Genomic DNA, 20,708 nt, shown 5'->3' on the forward strand with positions numbered 1-20,708 from the left:
AAAGAACTCTCCCCTCCACAGAGTCGGTATGCCCCGCGAAGCTGGACGTGTACGGGCTCGCCGACTCGGTCATCACGACCTGGCTGCGGGGCTCGGCACGAGACAGAGGAGTTCGCACCACCAGAGGAGTGAAGGACCATGGCCAATGGCAAGATCGAGCACGTCACCTTCCGCAATCGCGACATGTACTGGGATATCGCGGCGGATCTGCATTTCCCACCGGACTTCGACGAGTCCAAGACCTATCCCGCAATCGTCGCCGCCCACCCGATCGGCAGCTGCAAGGAGCAGACTTCCGGCAATGTCTACGCGCCGGCGCTGGCCGAGGCCGGCTACGTAGTCATCGCATTCGACGCGAGCTTCCAGGGGGAAAGCGGCGGTAAGCCGCGTTTCCTCGAAGACCCGGCCCAGCGCGTCGAGGATTTCCACCGGGTGGTGGATTACCTGGTCACGCTTCCGTATGTCGACGCGGACCGTATCGGTGTACTCGGCATCTGCGGTGGTGGTGGCTACACCTTGGCCGCGGCCAAGACGGAAAAGCGGTTCAAGGCCGTCGTCTCCATCACGGGTGTGAACTTCGGCCGGATGCAGCGAGAGACGACGCAGCAGGACAACGGGCCGCTCGCGGCACTGCGTGGCATCGCCGAGCAGCGCACCGCCGAGGCTCGGGGCGCGGACAGCGTCGCGAACGACATCCTGCCTGACTCGGCCGAGGCGGCCCAGAAGGTGGGTGACATCGACATCATCGAGGCGTACGACTATTACCGCACCGATCGTGGTGGGGCGAAGAACGGATGCACGACCTTCGAGGTGGCGCACGGTTCCACCGCGCTGGGATGGGATGCGTTCCATCTGGCCGACGAGCTGCTCGATCAGCCACTGCTGATCGTCATCGGAGACAAGCAGGGCGGCTTCGGCGCCTACCGCGACGGTCACGAGATCTACGAGAAGGCCGCCTCCACGGACAAGCAACTCCTCGAACTGCCGGACGTCTCCCACTACGACCTCTACGACCAGCCGAAGGGTGCCGGCGAGGCGCTGAAGAAGGTCGTCCCGTTCTTCGCCGACAAACTCTGACCTTCCGATGCCCGCATAACGCCGATTCACCCCGATCGGGCCGACGCGGCGGCCGACCAGTCCTGAGACTGCGTCGGGCCGCCTCGCCGGCCCGACTGCTGTCCTGAGAGCTCGGGCCGTCGAAGACCCGGGGCTACCCGGTCCCTCCCGGCTGGGAAGGATTGTTCCCAGGCACTATTCCGGCCTGCCGCCGCTTCCGGAACAGCCATAGATTTTCCACATAGCCGATGGACAGGAGAGGAAATCATGGCGAACGACATCAAGACCGTGGCGGTCGAGGGCTGGGCGTGGGACATTGCCACCGACATCTACTTCCCGCCGGGTTTCGACGAGTCGAAGGTGTATCCGACGATCGTCTCCGGGCACCCCACCGGCAGCTGCAAGGCGCAGACGTCGGGCACGGTGTACGGCGCGGCCCTCGCCGAGGCGGGCTTCGTGGTGGCGGTGTTCGATGCGAGTTTCCAGGGTGACAGCGGCGGTGATCCGCGGTCGGTCGAGGATCCCGGTTTCCGGACCGGCGATTTCAGTTTCGTGATCGACCACCTGGTCACGCTGCCGTATGTCGATGCGGACAAGATCGGTGTGCTCGGGATCTGTGGTGGTGCCGGTTACGCCGTGGCGGCCACGAAGATCGACCGCCGGATCAAGGCGCTGGGAACCGTCGTCGGCAGCAACGTCGGCCGGCTGATGCGTGAGGGCTTCTCCGAGTACAACCCGATGGGCATGCTCGAGGCCATCGCCGCGCAGCGCACCGCGGAGGCTCGCGGCCAGGCTCAGGTGATCAACGATCTGCTGCCGCCGTCGGTGGCGGCGGCGAAGCAAGCGGGTATCACCGATATCGACGTGGTCGAGGCCACCGAGTACTACAAGACCGATCGCGGGCAGGCTCCCGGCGGCAAGACGAGCTTCAACTTCGCTCGCCAGGCCGCGCTGGCCGATTGGGACGCCTACGACCGCGTCGAGGTCTTCCTGACCCAGCCGCTGTGCGTCGTGATCGGCGACAAGGTCGGCGCCTTCGCCTCGCAGCGGTTGAGCATGGAGTTGTACGGTCGCGCGGCGTCCAAGGACAAGCAGCTCGTCGTGGTCGAAGGCGCGTCGCATTACGACCTGTACGACAAGCCGGAGCCGACCGGTGTGGCGCTGGAGAACCTGGTGCCGTTCTTCCACAAGCACCTGGGCTGATCGGCTCGTCGGGCGTGGCGCTGCCGGGAGGAAACCCGCCCGGGCAGCGTCAGCGCAGCGCCGCGGCGAGGTAGGGCGCGGTTGCGCTGTGCGGATCGGCGGCCACGTCGGCGGGGGTGCCGGTGGTGACGACGCGACCGCCCTCGTTGCCGGCACCGGGGCCGAGGTCGATGACATGGTCGGCCTGGACCACGACGCGCATGTCCAGTTCGGCGACCATGACGGTATTGCCCGCGTCCACCAGTTTCTGCAGGTGCAGCAGCAGCCGGTCGGTATCGGCCGGATGTAATCCCGAGGTGGGTTCGTCGAGGAGGTACAGGGCGTCGCCGCGATGTGCGCGCTGCAGTTCGGTGGCGAGTTTGACCCGTTGCGCCTCGCCGCCGGACAGTTCGGTCGCCGGCTGCCCCAGCCGGAGGTAGCCGAGCCCGACCTCGTCCAACACAGTCAGTGCTCTGAGGATGTCGGTGTCACCGTCGAAGAACGCCCGAGCCTCGTCGACGCTCATCTCCAGAACCTCGGCGATATTGCGTCCGTGCCAAGTGATTTCGAGTGTGCTCGCTTGATAGCGGGTGCCGTGGCAGTCCGGGCACGGAGTGTAAACGCTGGGCAGAAAGAGCAATTCGACCATCACCCAGCCTTCGCCCTCACAGGTCGGGCACCGCCCGGAGGCGACATTGAACGAGAATCGGCCTGCGTTGTAGCGCCGGCGACGCGCCTTCGGTGTGGCGGCGAAACGGCGGCGGATGTGGTCGAACATTCCGGTGTAGGTGGCGACGTTCGATCGGGGAGTGCGCCCGATCGGTTTCTGATCGATGCACACCACCCGGCGAAGATCGCCGACGCCGCCGACGATCGTGCCGTCCACGGCCTGCGAGTCGTCCGACAGCAGCAGATCGTCTCCGGTGTCGTCGGCGGGCGTGCCCACCGGATGCCCCAGATACTCACCGATGAGGGCAGGTAGCGCCTGACTGACCAGGCTCGACTTCCCGGAGCCGGACACCCCTGTCACAGCGGTCAGGCACCGCAGCGGAAACGACACCGACACATCGCGTAAATTGTTGCGGCGCACCTTCTTCAGTCGCACCCATTCCTCCGCGCGCCGCGGCGGCCGGGGTGCGGGCCGTTCGTGGTCGAACAGGTACCGACGCGTCGCCGACTCGCCGACGTGGCGCAAGCCCTCGGGCGGTCCGCAATGCAGAATCCGGCCGCCGTTCTCGCCCGCGCCGGGACCGAGATCGACCAGCCAGTCGGCGGCGCGAATGATGTCGAGCGAGTGCTCGACGACGAACACGCTGTTGCCGCGGCGCTTCAGCCCCTTCAGGATGCCCAGTAGGGCGTCGCGGTCACGCGGGTGTAGCCCCGCCGACGGTTCGTCGAGGACGTACACGACTCCGAAGAGCTGCGAAGAGAGTTGCGTCGCCAGCCGCACGCGCTGCAACTCGCCGGACGACAGGGTCGGTGTGCTGCGGTCCAGAGACAGATAGCCCAGGCCCAGGTCGGTGACCGGCCGCAGCCGTTCCAGTAGTTCGCTGACCAAACGCTGTGCGGCAGCGCGTTTTTCGACCGACATGTTCGGCGTGCTGCGCACGTCCGGGGCCGCATCGTGTGCGGCACCGCCGGCAGCGACACGCTTGTCGACAGCCGCTCGCCGGGCGGTCTCGTCCAGTACCGCGTCCGAGCCGGTTCCGGTCGGGTGCCAGTTCGCGGCGAGGACCGACGACAACAGTTCGGCGAGGCGGCCCAATGAGAGTGCGGAGAATTCGGCGATGTCGAGCCCCTCGAACGTCACAGACAGGGCTTCCGGTTTGAGCAGTTTGCCGTCGCAGGTGGCGCACACCGCACTGCTGATGAATCGAGACACCCTCTTCTTCACCGAGGCGCTCTTGGTGTTCGCGAAAGTGTCGAGGACGTACCGGCGCGCGCCGGTGAACGTGCCCTGATAGCTGGGCTCCATGTTCTGCTTCAGCGCGCGCCGCGTCTGCGCCGGAGTGAAGCCCGCGTAGACCGGCACCGTGGGATGCTCGTCGGTGTAGAGGATCCAGTCGCGATCCTTCTTCGGTAGATCTCGCCACGGCCGGTCGACGTCGTATCCGAGCGAGACCAGGATGTCGCGGAGGTTTTGCCCGTGCCATGCCGGTGGCCAGGAGGCGATGGCTCGTTCCCGGATCGTCAGCGACGGATCGGGCACCATCAGGTTCTCGGGCACCTCGTACACGCGGCCGATTCCGTGACAGGTGGGACAGGCACCTTGCACGGTGTTCGGCGAGAAGTCCTCGGCGTAGAGCATCGGTTGCTTCGCGGGGTAGTTACCGGCTCGCGAGTACAGCATGCGCACCAGGCTGGACAACGTCGTCACACTGCCGACGGAGGACCGGGCACTACCACCGGCGCGGTGTTGCTGCAGGGCGACCGCCGGCGGCATCCCCTCGATCGAATCGACGTCGGGAACGCCCACCTGATCGATGAGGCGGCGCGCGTACGGGGCCACCGACTCGAGATATCGGCGCTGGGACTCCGCGAACAATGTGCCGAAAGCCAGCGACGATTTCCCCGAGCCCGAGACGCCGGTGAACACCACCAGCGCGTCGCGGGGTATGTCGACATCGACGCCGGTGAGATTGTGCTCCCGCGCGCCGCGCACCTGGACACGGGAGGGAACGGCGGGCGCGTCCTCGCCCGGCGCCGGCTTCCGCGAGGAAGTACCTGTCATCGCCGCGCCTCCCGTCTTCGGTTATCGATCCGGTGCTGAAAGGGTGCTCCGATCTCATCGGTTACCCGGATTGCCGCGATGTACCACCCGTCGTGTCGACGGCCGGGTCAGGCCATGACGGAGACGCGGCCCGTGTCGGCCACGGGCCCGGTGCGAGAATCCGTGCGCGCGGCCGGTCGGACCGGCAGGCTGGTCAAGCCGTGGATCAACAGGCTCTTTCGCCACGTCAGAGCGCTGAATTCGCCGTCGAGCGACAGCTCCGGGAACGTCGCCAGCAGCCTCGAGATCGCGGTCGTGGCCTCCATGCGTGCCAGGGCGGCACCGAGACAGTGATGGATGCCGTGTCCGAAAGCGATGTGCCGGTTCTCGGGTCGTTCGAGGTCGATGCGGTCCGGCTCGGCGAACCGGGCGGGGTCGCGGTTGGCGGCGGCGAGCGAGATGAGGATGAATTCGTCCGCGTCGATGTACTTATCGCCCAACGTGATCGGCGCGGTGGTGTACCGGGCCGTGGCCAAGTGCAGCGACCCCTGGCAGCGCAGGATCTCCTCGACGTAGGCGGGTATCGCTTCGGGGTCCGCGCGCAACCGCTCGGCGACCGCGGGATCGCGCAGTAGCTCGAGTACCGAGTTGCCGATCAGATTGACCGTGGTCTCATGCCCCGCTATCAGCAGCAGGAGCAGCATGGCGATGAGTTCCTGCTGGTCCAGCCGGTCCTCGTGGTCTTTCGCGACGATCAGTTGGGAGAGCAGATCGTCGCGGGGGTCGTCGGTGCGTTCGGCGATCAACTTCGTCAGGTAGGTGAAGTATTCGACCCCGGCGGCGGCGCGTTCCTCGTTCGTGGCCGTGTCGCCGACGACGACGGCGGTCCACGAACGGAAATCTGCCTTGTCGTCGTCGGGCACCCCGAGCAACTCGCAGATCACCGCGATCGGCAGGCGGAACGCGTAGCTGTCGATGAGGTCGACAGTCGTTCGCGCGCTGATGTCGGCGAGCAGGCTGTCGGCGATCGAGCTGATTCTCGGTTGCAGATCGCGGATGGCGGGGCCCGCGAACGCCTTCGCCACGAGGCGGCGCAAACGCGTGTGCTGGGGCGGATCGGCGAACAACATGTTGTCGCCGATGGCGGTGTTGAACATCTCGGCCGCACCGTGTTTGGCCAGCACGGCCTGTCCTTCGGGTGACCCGATGCGCTTGCTGATGGTCGGCTCCGCCAAGGCTTGCCTGGCCACGTCGTGATCGACGATCAGCCAGCCGATCACACCGTCCAATCGAATGCGATGGAGGGGACCGCGCTCGCGCAGCGCTCGATAGGTCGCATGCGGATCCTGGTAGAACTCGTCTGTCAGTTCGAGGATTTCCATCTCGGCTGTCACCGGCCACCACCGGCCGGCGAAACCATGGCCGAGCTCGAACATAGGTGATGCACTGTCCCTCAGTCCTTTCGCCGAACATTCTGACTTGCGGCCGATGCGGTCCGGAACGAGTAATCGATCAGCGGTGCATCGGTGAGAGGTCGAGCAGTTTCGATCGGGTGAAGCAGGGAGGCCCCGGCCACGGATTAGCCATGGCTACCGTCCAGTAAACATCCGTGTGCCCGAGTGGCTTCCGCGTGCACATCGCATCGACATGCGCTGCTCGCACGCCGGGGCTGTTCGGAAGTCGTTGAAGCGGAGTCTTATTCGGAGCCCGAGAGCGAAACCGATGGTAGCTCGGCGGCATCGGCGAACGCTTCTTCGCCGCTACCTTCGATCAGCACGGTGTGATCACGGCTTCGCGGCGAAACATCACGACGCTCGCATGACGAGGCGGACCATATCGGTGTGCTCGGCATCCGCGGTGGTGGCGGGGCGAAGAACGGCCGCACGACGTTTGGTTGTCGACGACTGCTCGACCAGCCGGTACTCATCGTCATCGGCGACAATGAACCGGGCCGTGGTGAGGCTGCGCGCGCACGGCACGCAGCACCCCCACTGTCGTTCCCCTTGGTTTGTCGCCCCCGATATCAGGCTTCGGCGGCTGCGGGCAACAGGCCGAGCTGGGTCAGGAACGCGGCGTTGTCCCAATAGCCGCGGTGCTCGACGACCTTGCCGTCCTTCACCGCGAAGGTGTCGACGAGCGGGAACCGCACGGCGCGGCCGGTGGGCGGGACCTCACCCTGCGGCGTGGCCAGCGGCCCGGTGTGGGTTCCCGAGAACGACACTTCGGCGACGGCGCCGTCACCGTCGTGCCAGATGTTGCGCACCGTGATCGTCAGATCCGGGAACGCGGTGATGAAGGTCTGGATCATGCCGCGCAGCTCGCCGATGCCCGCCAGGGGACCGGACGGGAATTCACACGCCACGTCATCGGAGAACGGGCTCGCCGCAAGCTCCACGTCGCCGGTGTTCAATCCCTGGTAGTGCGCTTCGATGAAACCGCGTAGCAGCTCGCTCATTTACATGCCTCCGTATCGGTAATGGTCGGCCGGAATCCGGACATCATGCACGATATTTCACATATTCCAGATATGGTGTCCGGAATATTGGACACTCGGCCGGTTCGTTCGGCGGTTGTCGCGTGCACGGAACGCGCTCCGGTGCGGCACTCGCATCTCCGAGGGCTGGGCGCTGCCGATGCCTGCCGACGGGGTTACGGGGATGTCCAAACTTCTGGACACTCCACATCCAGGGTGCTGCGTAGCGTCGCCGAAAGCAGAGGCACCATCACACTTTTCGGCGGTCGGCGTATCGGGTGGTTCGACAACGCCGCTGCACCGGGGGCATCGCATCCACCGACCGGTCGTGATCGCGGATTCCCGTACCTCCGGCTGTTTCCGGTGGCGGTCCTCTGCGCCCTGTGGGCGACGCCGCCCACCGGAATTATGGAGGTAGAAGTGTTCCACAAGGCAGTTCACGCGGCACGCGGCGCGGCGGTGGGAGTGGCGACAGCCGTCGCCGTCACCTGCGGCGGCTGGTCAGGCTCGGCCATCGCGGCCACGCCGGATCGCTATCTGGTCATCGCCGGTGCGGCGTCATCCAATATCGAAGTGCTACGGGTCGACGGCGTCGGCGCACTCTCGAATGTGGGTGGCTCCCCGTTCCCCGCGGGGACCGGCGCGCTGTCGCTGACCGCGACCCCGGACGGCCGCACAGTGTATGTCGCACATACGGTTTCGGGCACCATCAGTGGATATCATCTGAACGCGGACGGCACCCTGAGCCGGATCCCCGGCGCCCAGCTCGACCTCGGCACGCCGGCCGTCGGCTTCACCATCAGCCCCGACGGCTCGCGCATGTTCGCGACCATCGGCGGCGCGACGAACGAAGTGCGCTCGTACCGCATCGACGCGTCGGGAGCGCTGAGCCCCACGGGAGCCCAGGCGACTCCGATCCCCGGGATCAGCGGCCTGACCATGCCGACCCTGTCACCGGACGGCCGCTTCCTCTTCCTGGCGAGCTGGCTGAACATGACCGTCTCCAGTTTCGCGGTGCAGCCCGACGGCGGCCTGCGCGCGGTCGGCGGCCCGGTCTTCGCCGGTATGCAACCCACTCTGCACGGCGTCACACCCGACGGTCGCTTCCTCTATGTCAGCAACGAGGCGAGCGACGGGGTGGCGGGTTTCGCGATCGCTGTCGACGGACGGCTGACGCCGACGCCGGGATCGCCCTATCGGGTCGGCTTCCTTCCGCACGGTGTCGCGATCACCGCCGACAGCCACCGGCTGTACGTGCCCGCCTCGATGGGTGGCGCGATCGGCGGTTTCACGATCGGTGGCGACGGCGCGTTGATTCCTGTCCCGGGCTCGCCGTATGCCGCTCCGGCGGGCACGATCCCGGGACGGGTCGTCCTGGACGAGGCGGCCGGGAAGGTGTTTCTCATCGACGCCCTGACCGCGCACGGCACCACCCAGGTTCACTCGTACACGATCGCAGAAGACGGAAGTCTGGCTCCGTCCGGCGTCCCAGTGACCGACACAGGACTTGTGTTCTCCGACGGTCCCGACGCGATTCTCACTGCGCCACAATAAAAAAGGCGCCCACCGCGGGCGGACCGCGGGTGTGACGACAGCCACCCGCGGTCACCGTGCGCTGGATGTAGACAACGCATAACATCAAGTGCGGGATATATTTAATTTGCCCCGCGCATCGCGCTTCTCCGGATAACATCCCGACCGGCCGCCGCCGTCGTACTCGACCGGCGGTCCGCATCGGTTGCTCGAAAGTCCGGAGTACGTTTCATGCCCACCTCACCGCAGACCCCCGGTCCGGTCCGCTACGGCTCGCCGGGCGACAGCAGTGGTCCTCGAATCCCCCTGTACACCGAAGAATTCGCCGCCGACCCGCATCGGATCTATCGGCAGGCGCGTGAGCGGTTCGGAGCGCTGGTGCCGATCGACCTCGCACCGGGCGTGCCCGCCACGCTGGTGATCGACTACCAGGTCGCCCGGCGGATCCTCAACGACCCCGACCATTTTCCGGCCGATCCTCGGCACTGGCAGCGGCAGATACCGGCCGATTGTCCGGTGCTACCGCTGATGGAGTGGCGGCCCAACGCCTTTCGTAGCGCCGGCGCCGAACACGCTCGCTACCGCACTCCCACGGTCGCCGCGTTGCACGAGGTCGAGATGTTCGCGCTGCACCATACGGTCGAGCGGATCGCGGTTCCGCTGATCGATGCGTTCTGCACCACCGGGACCGCCGAGATCATTACCGAGTACGCCTATCCGCTCACCTTTCAGGTGGTCAATACGCTGCTCGGCTGCCCCGCCGATATCGGCCGCCGCGCGGCCGACGCCTTTACCGCGATCTTCGACGGCGCCGAGACCGACGAGGCCGACGCCCTGCTCGTCGCGGCACTCGCCGACCTGATCGCGCTGCGCCGCAAGGAGCCGGGCAACGACGTCACCTCACGGCTGCTGCGGCATCCGGTGCAACTGGACCAGGACGAGATGATCGCGCAGTTGTTCAGCTTCTACGGTGCGGGGATCGAACCGCTGCACAACCTGATCGTGAACACGGTGCGCACGCTGCTCACCGAAGACCGGTTCGCGGGTGGGCTGCTCGGCGGCAGCATGACCACCCGCGCGGCGGTGGACGAGGTGCTGTTCACCGACCCGCCGCTGGCCAATATGTGCACGACCTTTCCTCGGCAGGCCGTGCTGATCGACGGCGTCTGGCTGCCGGCGCATCAGCCGGTCGTCATCAGCATGGCCGCGTGCAACAACGATCCCGCCGTCGCGGTCGGCGAATACGTCGACAACAGCTCCCATCTGTCGTGGAGTGTCGGGCCCCATGCCTGCCCCGCGCGGTCGGTGGCCTATCTGGTCGCGCAGGACGCGGTCGACCAGTTGCTCGACGCCCTGCCGGAGATGCGGCTCGCGGTGCCGGCCGCCGAACTGACCTGGCGGCGTGGCCCCTTCCATCGTGCGCTGACCGCGCTTCCCGTCGTGTTCCCGCCGTCACCGCCACTGAGCATCGGCTGAATCCGGCGGCCGGGCGCCGCCCTCGGTGTGCATATTTCTGGACAGCCGCGCGGGTGGATTCTGCCTACAGTCGAACAGCGTGCGCGTGGCCGGCTATCCGGTCGGCCACGTGAAATCAGCTGTGCGGCAATGTGTTTGCCCCACATCGAGTCTGCGTCACTTCACTCGGAGGAATGATGGGGAAGTTCGGGAATACGGCGGTTCGGCGACGTCGGCGACATCGCGTATTCGACGGCATCGCAACGAATGTCGGCGCCGCCGTGTGTACGGCGATCATCGCCGTGGCCGGCCCGGTGCCGCATGCCTCGGCGGCGCCCGCGGCGCATCCTCGATTCCTGATCACGGCGGGCACCGCGTCGATGGGGATCAGTGTGGTGGAGGTGGGCGACGACGGTGCGTTGTCGACGGTGCCCGGCAGTCCGTTCCCGACCGGCTTCGGCATTCTGTCGCTGGTCGTCGCGCCGGACGGGCGGACCGTCTATGTGCCGCACGCCGGTGATCTGGGGGTCACCGGTTTCCGGCTCGACGATGCCGGTGCGCTGCACCCGATTCCGGGTGCGAACATCACGCTCGACGGTCCGCCGACCAGCGCGGTACTCGCGCCCGACGGGTCGCATCTGTTCGTCGTCGTCGGCGGTCTCCCGGGGCATGTGGAGTCGTTCGCGGTCGCGCCGTCCGGTGCGCTGACCCCGACCGGTGCGCCGCCGGTGACGGTGGACGGACTCAGCGCGGTGGCTATGGCTCGCGTCGATCCGAGCGGCCGGTTTCTGCGGGTGGCTCCCTATATCGGAAATACCATGTCCAACTTCGCGATCGGTCCCGACGGCGCCCTCACTCCGATCGGGGTGACAAGCGTCGAGCTCGGCCCCATCGCCCCCGGGTTCACACCCGACGGCCGATATCTCTACGAGAGCAACGAGTTCGGCTTCGACCTGTCCGGCTTCGCCGTCGGCGCGGACGGCAGGGTGACCCCCACACCGGGTTCGCCGTATCCGACCGGGGGAGTGCCGCACGGGGCGGTCGTCAGCGCGGACGGACATCGCCTTTACGTACCCAATGCCGTCGGCCAGTCGATCGCCGGATTCGACGTGCGCCCCGACGGCGCGCTCACTCCGCTTCCGGGCTCACCCTACGCCGCCCCCGCGGCAACCATGCCTGGCCAGGTAGCGCTGGATCCGGACGGTCGGCACCTGTATCTCGTCGATGTGCTGACCGCGCACATCACCAATATGGTGCATACCTATCTGATCGGTGACGACGGCCGCTTGACGCCGTCGGGGCGGCCGCCGCTCGATACCGGGGTGGTCATGTCCGACGGTCCGGTGGTCGCGCTGACGCCGTAGAAACTCGAGCGGGATCCCATCGTCGGGGGATGCGCGCCGAACGACGAGCGCGTCGACCGGAATACCGGTCGACGCGCTCGTCGTCACGACGTCAGCTGTCGCAAGGCGACAGCGCTGAATCCGTCTACTTGCCCACCGCGCTGAGATCCTGCTCGTCGATCGTCTTGAACGGTACATGCGTTGCGGGATCGAGGATTTGGCCGATGTGCTGCTGCACGAGCTCCGGGGTGAGGTCCTTGCTCGTGAAGCCGTCGTTGAAACCGAGGACGAGCCGCTGCACTTCGCCGCCCTGGGCCTGGAGGACCTCGCCGTTGATGGCGCACTCCTCGTGCGCCAGATAGGCCACGACGGGGCTGACCAGCGAGGTCGGCAGGTTGTCGCGCATGAACTGCTTGAACTCCTCCGGCAGATCCGCCTCGTCGGACATCCGGGTCGCCGCGGTGGGAGCGATCGCGTTGACCTTGATGCCCACCTCTTGCGCCTCGAAGGCGAGGGTCCGGGTGAACGCGAAGATCGCACCCTTGGCGGAGACGTAGGGAGTCTGCTGCGGGAAGCCGATCAGGGTGGGGGAGGTGGTGTTCACGACGCGCCCGGATCCGCTCTCGATCAGGTGCGGCCAGGCGGCGGCGGTCACTCCGGCGGTACCGAAGAAGTGCACCTCCATGTGCTGCCGGATCGACGCCAGCACGTCCGGGCCGAAGGATTGCACCTTGTTGATGCCGGCGTTGTTGACCAGAATGTCGAGGCGGCCGAACGCGTCGATCGCGGCCCGCACGATGCCCTCCGGGTTCTCGGTGACCGAATCGAAGTTCGCCACCGCGCGCCCGCCGGCGGCGATGATCTCGGCCACCACGTCCTCGGCCGGAGCCGAACTGGCCCCGGTGCCCTGAGCGGAACCGCCCAGATCGTTGATCACGACCGCCGCACCCCGGGAAGCCAGGAATTTGGCGTGCGACGCGCCGAGGCCACGCCCCGAGCCGGTGACCACGGCGACGCGTCCGTCGAATGACAGCATGTATTACTCCTCTATCAGGCCGTTGCCGGCAGCATGACCGCGACCATCGTCACGGGTTTGTCGGTGCGATTGCTCCAGGCATGTTTGACGCCGCGGTTGATCACGGTGTCGCCGGCGCGCAGCAGGGTCTCGCCGGTTTCGTAGAGCGCGTAGATCTCGCCGTCGAGAATCGTGGCGATATCGATGGTCTCGGTCGCGTGTAGGCCGACGATGCCGTCGCTCTCGGCATTGGCGTCCTCGCCGTGCAGATTCCCGATCGACTCGGCGTACACCGCGGGATCGATCTCGCTGTCCGGCGGGAAGGTGGCCAGCCGGACCACGAGTCCCTTCGCGGGTGGGTCGAGTTCCACCTCCGGCCGCAATGTGTCCTCGTCCCGGTACCGGCCAGGCAGTGAGTCGACGCGCCAGACGTCGTTGACCGTGAACGCGGGGAGGGCCACCCGGGTGGCGGTGTCTTCGTCCACGACGACGGTCGATTTGCCGTCGGCGTCCAGTCCCGCGATGACTCGCCGCGCGGTCTTGTTCAGATGTTCGCCCCTCATGAGGTTCCTTCCCTGCGGATACGAGCGTGCTCTCCGTCACAAAATACTATATAAAATATGTAAAGCAAGTGTGCTGCCGCGGCCGTGGACCCGCCTTCCTCGGAAGAGAGTGGCGGAGTGCGGGCGCGTGAAGTGTCCAAATATCTGCACACTCGGCGCGCCGGCGCGCGGACATCATGAGTGACGCAGGCCACCTGCAGAACCCCGATAGGAAGGCACCGACTACCGATGAGCACCACACCCGACCAGGCGACCATCGACCTCGCGGAAAACTGGGTCAAAGCCCTGAAGAATATCGACCTGTTCCTCGAGATCAGCACTCCGGACTGCCAGGTGTGGCACAGCGCCGACGACAAATGGGTGTCGGTGGCCGAGGCTGTCGCCGCGGTCTACGAGCGTTCCGGTGACGACGGCGTGCCCGATTTTCAGGCCCAGGGAATCACCTTCACAGAGAAGGGTTTCTTCAACGAGGTCACGACCGAGGTGCAGATCAGCGGTCAGAAGATGAAACTGCACCTGATCCAGCTCGTGGAGGTGCGCGACGGAAAGGCCGCGCGGGTTCGCGAGTACATCGGCCCGGAAATGGGTGTGCAGCCGTAAACCGAAGTCCGCGAACGGAATCGGCGCGTCGGCAATCCTTCCCCAGCCGACGCGCCGTTCGCGTATCACTGTCGCAGTGCCCCTACAGCGGCCACTGCATGTGCTTGATCTCGAAGAACTCGCGCAGCCCCTCGTCGCCGCCTTCGCGGCCGATCCCGCTGTATCCCGGTCCGCCCCAGGGCGCGTCGGCGCGCATGCCGCCGCCGCCGTTGATGGTGACCGTGCCCGAGCGCAGCCGCCGGCCGAAGGCGAGGGCATCGGCGGTCGGACCCCACACATTGGCGTTGAGTGCGTATTTGGCGTCGTTGGCCATGCGGACCGCATCGTCGAGATCGGTATAGGGCATCACCACACCGACGGGTGCGAACAGTTCCTCCTGGGCGATCTCCGCCTCGTTGGGTACCTGAGTCACCAGCGTCGCCTCGAGGAAGAAGCCCGCGTCCAGCCCCGCCGGCCGGCCACCGCCGGTCGGGAACCGGGCACCCGCGTCCCGCGCCCGGGCCAGGAATCCCTCGACCCTGTCCCGGTGCTCGCCGGTGATCAGCGGGCCCAGAATCGTGTCGGGGGACAGGGGATCGCCGATGGTGAGGCCGCGCAGGAATGCCGCCGATCGCTCGACGTATTCGTCGAAATCCTTCTGCGGCACCAGAGTTCGGGTGGTGGCCCCGCAGGCCTGGCCGCTGTTGCGGGTGAAGCGCAGGGCCGAGGCGGGGACCGCCCGTTCCAGGTCCGTTCCGGGCAGCACGATATTGGGTGATTTGCCGCCGAGTTCGAGCACGACCTTCTTCAACGTCGGCGCCGCCAGGGTCAGAATCTTGCTGCCCACCGCGGCCGACCCGGTGAAGGTCACCATATCGACCTCCGGGGCCTCGACCACGAGCGTCGTGGTTCCCGGTGGCCCGAACACCAGATTGACCGCACCGGAAGGGAATCCGGCCTCCTCGAACAGTCGCACGATCGCCGAGGTGAGCAGGATGGCGCGCGGTGAGGTGACCAGTACCGTGGAGCAGCCCGCCGCCAGCGCGGCACCCAGTTTGTACGCGCACATCATCACCGGCACGTTGTAGGCGACGATGGCGGCGACCACGCCCGCGGGCTCGCGCACCAGCATGCTGCCGGAGACGATCGGATCGTGGTCCAGCGGCAGTGGCTGTTCGTATCCGTCGCGCGGACCGCGTGCCGCGGCATCGGCGAACCATCGGAAGAATTTCGCCGGCAGATCCACGTGCAGGGTGGCCGCGCTGCTGACGGGGGTGCCGATCTCGGTGGCGGCCAGGGCGACGATGTCGTCACGGCGTGCTTCGAGCAGATCGGTGAACCGGTGCAGCAGGGCGCCGCGGTCGGCGGGGCTCAGCCGGCTCCATTCGCCGCCGTCGAAGGCGCGCCGCGCGGCCGCTACCGCCGCGGCGACCTGCGCTGCGCCGGTGGACGGGGTGAGCGCCAGCTGCTCGCCGGTGCTGGGATTGATCGAGGCGATCGGTTCGCCGTCCCCGGCGATCCAGCGGCCGTCGATATAGCTCGCGGCCTCACCTGTCAGGGCAGTCATGTTCACAGTCCTTTGCGAAAAGCTGTCGTATACAGAGCAATTCGGTTATCCCGCCATATATCCACCGTCGACGACGAATTCGCCGCCGGTCGCGTAACCGGCACGGTCGGAGAGCAGCCAGCAGGCCATCTCGGCGATGTCGGTCGGTTGCGCGAGCCGCGCCGACGGGATCCGCGACATGATCGTGTCGCCGCTGCGGCGCTTGGCGTCCTTCATCAGATCGGTGTCGGTGTAGCCGGGGCACACCGCGTTGATCCGGACGGTGGGCGCGTACTCGATCGCCGCGGTCTTGGTCAGGCCGACCACACCGTGTTTGGCGGCCGAATATCCGGCGGTGGTCTTGAAGCCGGTGAGGCCGGCCAGCGACGCGGTGTTCACGATCGCGCCGCCGCCCTGGCTCTCCATCTGCTTCAGCTCTGCGCGCAGGCACAGCCACACGCCCTTGAGGTTCACGGCAATGGCTTGATCGAATGCCGTCTCGTCCCATTCGCCGACACGACGGCCGCCCTGACCGATCTGGCCCCCGCTGACACCGGCGTTGTTGAACGCGCCGTCGAGGCGGCCGTAATGCTCGACCGCGGCGGCGACCATCGCGTCCACGGAGTCGCCGTCGGTGAGATCGGCCGGAATCGCCACGGCCGCACCGCCGCTCGACCGCACCTCGTCGGCGACAGCCCGCACGCGATCGTCGGAGATATCGGTCAGCGCCAGTCGCGCGCCTTCACGCGCCGCGAGCAGCGCGGTGGCCCGCCCGATCCCGCCGGCGGCGCCGGTGATGAGGATGACTTTGCCGTCGAGCAGCAGCCCTGTCATTGGTTGGTTCCTTTCGAATGTGTTTGCCGCGCCGCATATTCCGTGTGGTGACAACGCGGCTTCGTTGTGTCCTCAGCCGACCCGTGACGCGGGCCAGTCCCGAGTCGGTGACCGCCACGCGGGCCAATGGTCTTCGGGCTTCGGGCGAGTCACCGAGACGTGGTGGAAGCACTGCTGGCACTTCACCACCATGCGGGCCCCCAGATAGTTGGCCACGGGATAGCGGGCGAGATCGGCTGCGCCGCAGGCGGAGCACTCGCCGTCGACGGGGGTGCGTTCGACGTACACGCGCGGGGTTTCGGGGCGGGGGAAGAGGAGTCGATCGACTGACATGGGGATACCTCTCAGATGATCCAGGTGGTGGGGTTGGCGACCGGCACCTGCCAGCGGCCCTGTTCACGTTCGGCGGCCAGATGGGCACGCCGCTGCGCGGTGGCGGCCTCGTCCACCTCGCCGTCGGTGATCACGACTCCGTAAGCGGCGACAGCGAATTCGGCGCTCACCAGCCCTTTGCGGACATCGGCGGCGACCCGCGCCGTGTCGCGTGCGAGCGGATCGCCCCAGCCGCCGCCACCGCCGATGACGAAGCGGATCGCATCGCCGGCTTTCACCAGCAGATTGGAGAACTTGCCGGACGTGTAGCGGGCGCCGCGGCCGAATTCGCCGCTGTTCGGGTCGGGGCGGCCGTCCTCGTCGAACATGCCGAACAGCGGTTCGGCGCCGCGCAGATCGAGCGGATCGCCGTGCGTGCCGAGATCGAAGTTCGTGATGTACCAGCCGTAGGCCGAGGTCCCCGCGCCGCCGCCCTTCGAACCGGGCGCACCGCGGCGCAACCGGTCGGCGACGACCGTGACCAAGGTGTCGGATTCGGCGAAGACCGAATAGACCGAACCCAGGCCGCCGCGGAACTGTCCGGCACCGGCGGTGTCGATGACGATCTCGTGTTGAACCACGACCAGCGGGCTCTCGATCTCGACGTGTTCCTGCACCGAGGTGCGGCAGTTGCCGATCGGGACGACGCAGAACGAGACGCCGTCCTCCTTCCAGGTGCCGCCCCAGCCGCCACCCGCGAGACCGTAAGCGCCCCAAGGGGTTCCCTCGTGGCCCGGCCGGCTGTCTATTCCGCTGAAGCCGACGTAGAGCGCCGTGCCGGTATCGGGTGCGAACGATTCCTCCACCGCCTGGCTCAGCGCCTGCGACACCACGTTGATGGCGCGCGGGCCGATGTCGGCGTGGCTCGAGCAGCTCGACGGCGGCAGCACCTGCACCACACTGCCCGCCGGCAGCAGCACGTCGATGGGGCGCAGGGTTCCGCTGTTGACCGGCGTCGACGGATCGACCATCAGCTTGACCGCCTCGATGCAGCGCCCGGCCTCACACCATGCCGTGCCGCAGTTCCCGAGAGGCTGGCGGCCGGATCCGGAGAAGTCGATTTCCATGGAGTCGCCGCGCACCCGCACGGTGACGTTGACCGGGATCGGCTCGTCGGTGACGCCGTCCTCGTCGAGGAAGTCCTCGGCGGTGTAGTCGCCGTCCGGGATGCTCGCGATGCCGCGCCGCATACTCGCCTCGGTGGCGTCGATCGCGTACCGTCCGGCGGCGCGCACCTGATCCAGCCCGCCGCGGGTGATCAGCTCCTGCAATTGGCGTTCGCCCACGACCAGGCAGCCGTGGAGTGCGCGCAGGTCACCGAGGACCAGTTGCGGGACGCGGTTGTTCTCCAGCAGGAAGTTGAAGGTCGGGCGCACCGGTACGTCGCCCGCGTAGAGCAGCGTCGGCGGCAGCTTCAACTGCTCCTCGAAATGGGTTTGGGCGCCGTTGGAGAAGCCGCCCGGGATCGGGCCGCCGAGGTCCACGAGATGTGAGGTCGACTGCAGCAGGAATTCGACGCGGCCGTCGACGAAGACGGGACGGAACAGATTCACATCGGCCTGATGCAGCGAACCGCGCCACGGGTCGTTGGTGAAGATGACGTCGCCGGGCCGCATGGTGTCGATATCCCAGTCGTCCATCACGAAATTCGCGATGTGCGGGGCGATGAAGGCGTGCTGCATACAGCCCTCCCACAGCGCGGCGGCCTCCCAGCCCTCGTCGGTGCGCATGTGGATGACGACCGTGCAGTCGAGGATGTCGCGGCACACCGGCGAGAACGCGCTGCGCATCAGCGAATCCAGCATTTCGCGGGCGACCTCGGTGAGCCCGTAGCGCAGGATGTCGAGTTCGACGTCCACGGCGGGACCGGTGGTTTCGGGGGTGGTGATGGTCATGGATCGTTCCTCAGCTCTGCGGCTCGATGATCAGATTCAGGTCGTCGTCCAGGGACGCGGTCCGCCCGGGTAGCACCAGCGTCGTCGCGTACTTCTCGGCGATGAGTGCGGGACCGTGCACCTGCTCGCCGCGTCCGAGGCGTTCGCGGACATGGATGGGGACCTCGACGGGTTCGGTGGTGCCGGGCACGGTGAGCTGCGCTGTGCGCAGGAAGGATTCGCCGTCCTCGGGTACGGCCTGCGGCTTGCGGTTCTCGCGGGCGATGATCGCGGTCACCTCGACCGTGGACACCACGACCGGGATCTCGGTCGCCGCGAAACCGTAGGATTCGCGGTAGAACTCGTGGAACGCGGGGATGAGCGCGGCCGCGGCCTCGGCGGTGAGCGTCGCGGCGGGGATGGGCATCCGGTTGTCCCAGGTCTGGCCCCGGTACATGGCGAAGACCGCGCGCTCGAAGCGGATCCGTTCGACATCGGCGCCCTGGTTCTTCAGCTCGTCGCGAATGCGATCCTGCAGCGCGGTGAACGCGGCCTCGATCGTGTCGGCGTTCGCCGGCTCCAGCGGCGTCATGATCGACTGGGCGCGGGTGACCATCAGATCGCTGCGCAGCAGCCCCAAGGCGGAGAACTGGCCGGGGCTGGTCGGAATGATCACCTTGTCGAGACCGAGAATCTGCCCGACGCGGTCGGCGAGCATCGGCCCGGCCGAACCCGAGGGCTGCAACGCGAACTCCCGCACGTCGAGCCCGCGATAGACCGATATCGTGCGTACCTTCGCGGCGATGTCCTGGCACGCGACTTCGTATGCGGCAGAGGCCAGTTCGACGGCTGACATGTTCCACTGCGCGCCGGTGCGCGCCAGTGCCGCCAGGGAGGCGTCGACGTCGAGGCTGATCGCGCCGCCTGCGAACAGGTCCGGCTGCAGTATCCCGAGCGCGGCGCAGGCGTCGGTGAGGGCGGGTTCGGTGCCGCCGCGCCGGTAGCACACCGGTCCCGGATTCGATCCGGCCGAAGCCGGTCCCACCGCGACGTTGCCCAGTGCGTTGGGCCGGATCAGGCTGCCCGCGCCCGAGCCGATGCTCTCCACATCCACCAGCGGCATGGTCAGCGTCAGCCCGGTTTCCAAGGTCCAGGTGTCGGTGAGCGGGGTTTTGCCCCGGCGGATCGCGGCCACATCGGTACTGGTGCCGCCCACGTCGATGGTGAGCAGATTCGGTGCGCTGCCCTCGTTCGCCAGTTTCACGCTGCCGCTGACACCACCGACGGGGCCCGAAACCAGTTGGAACACCGGCGCTTTCCCGGCGTCGGCGAAGGTGGCGACACCGCCGTTCATCATCATGATCCACAACGTGCCCCGATAGTCGCGCTCGGCCAGGCGGTTCATCAGGCGGTTCAGGTAGCCGACGACGGCGGGCCCGACGTAGGCGTCCAGGGCCACGGTGGTGGTGCGCTCGTGCTCCTTGGTGACCGGATACAGCGCGGAGGTCTGGATATAGGCGTCCGGCATTTCCTCGGCGACGATTTCGGCGGCGCGGCGCTCGTGCTCGGGATTGATATAGGAGTTGAGCAGACAGACGGCCACCGACTCGGTGCCCCGCCCGGCCAGTTCGCGCGCGGCCGCGCGGACCTCGTCCTCGTCGAGTGGCAGCAGCACCGAGCCGTCATGGCGCAGGCGTTCGCCGATCCCGTAACGGGATTCGCGTGCGACGATCGGCCGCTCCTGATGCGGGCGCACCCAGGTGGGGTCGTAGAAGCGATCGCCGAATTCGCGGTGCATGCGGCCGATGTCGAGCAGATCCTTGTGCCCGCGGGTCGAGATCAGCCCGGTCGGCGCGCCGGTACGGCTGAGCAGGGCGTTGATGCCGACCGTGTGGCCGTGCACGATTTCCGCGATCTCGGGAATCCCGAGGTCGATGGCCGCGATACTGTCCAGCACCCCGACCTCCTGCTCCGGCGTGGACAAGACCTTGCCGTCGCGGATCTCCCCGGTGCTCTGATTGAGGCCGATGATGTCGGTGAATGTGCCACCGACATCGATGCCGACGATCCAGTCGGCCGCTTGCTCAGTTTCCGTCATACCTGCGCCTCCAGTGCCATGTGCTGCAGCGGCTCCGTGCAGGACGCCGCTTTTGTGGTGCAGCTCACTGTCTCG

Annotated in this window: 16 protein-coding genes; 6 read left to right on the forward strand and 10 right to left on the reverse strand. The window is 67.1% G+C overall.

Going from position 1 to position 20,708, the window contains the following annotated elements; all coding sequences use genetic code 11:
- Positions 1-138: 138 nt before the first annotated feature.
- Together NK1_RS23600 and NK1_RS23605 are read left to right on the forward strand one after the other, a co-directional pair.
- Positions 139-1,077: an alpha/beta hydrolase gene (locus tag NK1_RS23600; protein WP_063011992.1), complete on the forward strand. Its 939-nt coding sequence runs from the start codon at positions 139-141 to the stop codon at positions 1,075-1,077.
- A gap of 246 nt (positions 1,078-1,323) precedes the next feature.
- Complete coding sequence (locus NK1_RS23605) at positions 1,324-2,259, forward strand: alpha/beta hydrolase (RefSeq protein ID WP_157104403.1); 936 nt, start codon at positions 1,324-1,326, stop codon at positions 2,257-2,259.
- 49 nt (positions 2,260-2,308) lie between these two features.
- On the opposite strand, the gene NK1_RS23610 is transcribed toward NK1_RS23605, so the two are convergent.
- The 3 genes from NK1_RS23610 to NK1_RS23620 form a co-directional block, all read right to left on the reverse strand.
- Positions 2,309-4,969 (reverse strand): excinuclease ABC subunit UvrA, encoded by a 2,661-nt coding sequence (locus tag NK1_RS23610; protein ID WP_063011994.1) that lies wholly within the window; start codon positions 4,967-4,969, stop codon positions 2,309-2,311.
- 107 nt (positions 4,970-5,076) lie between these two features.
- Positions 5,077-6,342: a cytochrome P450 family protein gene (locus tag NK1_RS23615; protein ID WP_218023162.1), complete on the reverse strand. Its 1,266-nt coding sequence runs from the start codon at positions 6,340-6,342 to the stop codon at positions 5,077-5,079.
- Between the two features lie 629 nt (positions 6,343-6,971).
- Positions 6,972-7,403, reverse strand: a complete 432-nt coding sequence (locus NK1_RS23620; RefSeq protein ID WP_063011999.1) for an ester cyclase — start codon at positions 7,401-7,403, stop codon at positions 6,972-6,974.
- Between the two features lie 438 nt (positions 7,404-7,841).
- Here NK1_RS23620 and NK1_RS23625 point away from each other — a divergent pair, with 438 nt between their 5' ends.
- The 3 genes from NK1_RS23625 to NK1_RS23635 all read left to right on the forward strand — a co-directional run bounded on the left by NK1_RS23625 (position 7,842) and on the right by NK1_RS23635 (position 11,773).
- Positions 7,842-8,975, forward strand: a complete 1,134-nt coding sequence (locus NK1_RS23625; RefSeq protein ID WP_063012001.1) for a lactonase family protein — start codon at positions 7,842-7,844, stop codon at positions 8,973-8,975.
- Positions 8,976-9,185: 210 nt separating this feature from the next.
- Positions 9,186-10,430 carry a cytochrome P450 family protein gene (locus NK1_RS23630; RefSeq protein ID WP_063012003.1) on the forward strand — a complete coding sequence of 415 codons (1,245 nt, stop codon included), beginning with the start codon at positions 9,186-9,188 and terminating at the stop codon, positions 10,428-10,430.
- A gap of 260 nt (positions 10,431-10,690) precedes the next feature.
- Positions 10,691-11,773 carry a lactonase family protein gene (locus NK1_RS23635; protein WP_167354291.1) on the forward strand — a complete coding sequence of 361 codons (1,083 nt, stop codon included), beginning with the start codon at positions 10,691-10,693 and terminating at the stop codon, positions 11,771-11,773.
- A gap of 124 nt (positions 11,774-11,897) precedes the next feature.
- Here the strand turns inward: NK1_RS23635 and NK1_RS23640 are convergent, their stop codons facing one another.
- Both NK1_RS23640 and NK1_RS23645 read right to left on the reverse strand, forming a co-directional pair.
- A complete protein-coding gene (locus NK1_RS23640; RefSeq protein ID WP_063012007.1) occupies positions 11,898-12,788 on the reverse strand; it encodes an SDR family NAD(P)-dependent oxidoreductase in 891 nt (296 codons plus the stop codon).
- 14 nt (positions 12,789-12,802) lie between these two features.
- A complete protein-coding gene (locus NK1_RS23645) occupies positions 12,803-13,330 on the reverse strand; it encodes a cupin domain-containing protein (protein WP_063012009.1) in 528 nt (175 codons plus the stop codon).
- Between the two features lie 228 nt (positions 13,331-13,558).
- Between NK1_RS23645 and NK1_RS23650 the strand changes: the two genes are divergently transcribed.
- Positions 13,559-13,930 (forward strand): nuclear transport factor 2-like protein, encoded by a 372-nt coding sequence (locus NK1_RS23650; protein ID WP_063012011.1) that lies wholly within the window; start codon positions 13,559-13,561, stop codon positions 13,928-13,930.
- An 82-nt stretch (positions 13,931-14,012) separates the two neighbouring features.
- On the opposite strand, the gene NK1_RS23655 is transcribed toward NK1_RS23650, so the two are convergent.
- From NK1_RS23655 to NK1_RS23675, 5 genes are all read right to left on the reverse strand, one after another.
- Positions 14,013-15,476 carry an aldehyde dehydrogenase family protein gene (locus tag NK1_RS23655; protein WP_063012129.1) on the reverse strand — a complete coding sequence of 488 codons (1,464 nt, stop codon included), beginning with the start codon at positions 15,474-15,476 and terminating at the stop codon, positions 14,013-14,015.
- Positions 15,477-15,521: 45 nt separating this feature from the next.
- Positions 15,522-16,289 carry an SDR family NAD(P)-dependent oxidoreductase gene (locus NK1_RS23660; protein ID WP_063012013.1) on the reverse strand — a complete coding sequence of 256 codons (768 nt, stop codon included), beginning with the start codon at positions 16,287-16,289 and terminating at the stop codon, positions 15,522-15,524.
- Between the two features lie 72 nt (positions 16,290-16,361).
- Positions 16,362-16,622, reverse strand: coding sequence for a hypothetical protein (locus NK1_RS33960; RefSeq protein WP_084461451.1), 261 nt, complete (start codon positions 16,620-16,622; stop codon positions 16,362-16,364).
- Positions 16,623-16,633: 11 nt separating this feature from the next.
- On the reverse strand, positions 16,634-18,556 hold the full coding sequence (locus NK1_RS23670) for a hydantoinase B/oxoprolinase family protein (protein ID WP_063012017.1): 1,923 nt from the start codon (positions 18,554-18,556) through the stop codon (positions 16,634-16,636).
- Positions 18,557-18,566: 10 nt separating this feature from the next.
- Positions 18,567-20,633 (reverse strand): hydantoinase/oxoprolinase family protein, encoded by a 2,067-nt coding sequence (locus NK1_RS23675; RefSeq protein WP_063012019.1) that lies wholly within the window; start codon positions 20,631-20,633, stop codon positions 18,567-18,569.
- Positions 20,634-20,708: the final 75 nt, after the last annotated feature.

The organism is Nocardia kruczakiae NBRC 101016 (genome assembly GCF_001612965.1).
Taxonomy (GTDB): Bacteria; Actinomycetota; Actinomycetes; order Mycobacteriales; family Mycobacteriaceae; genus Nocardia; species Nocardia kruczakiae.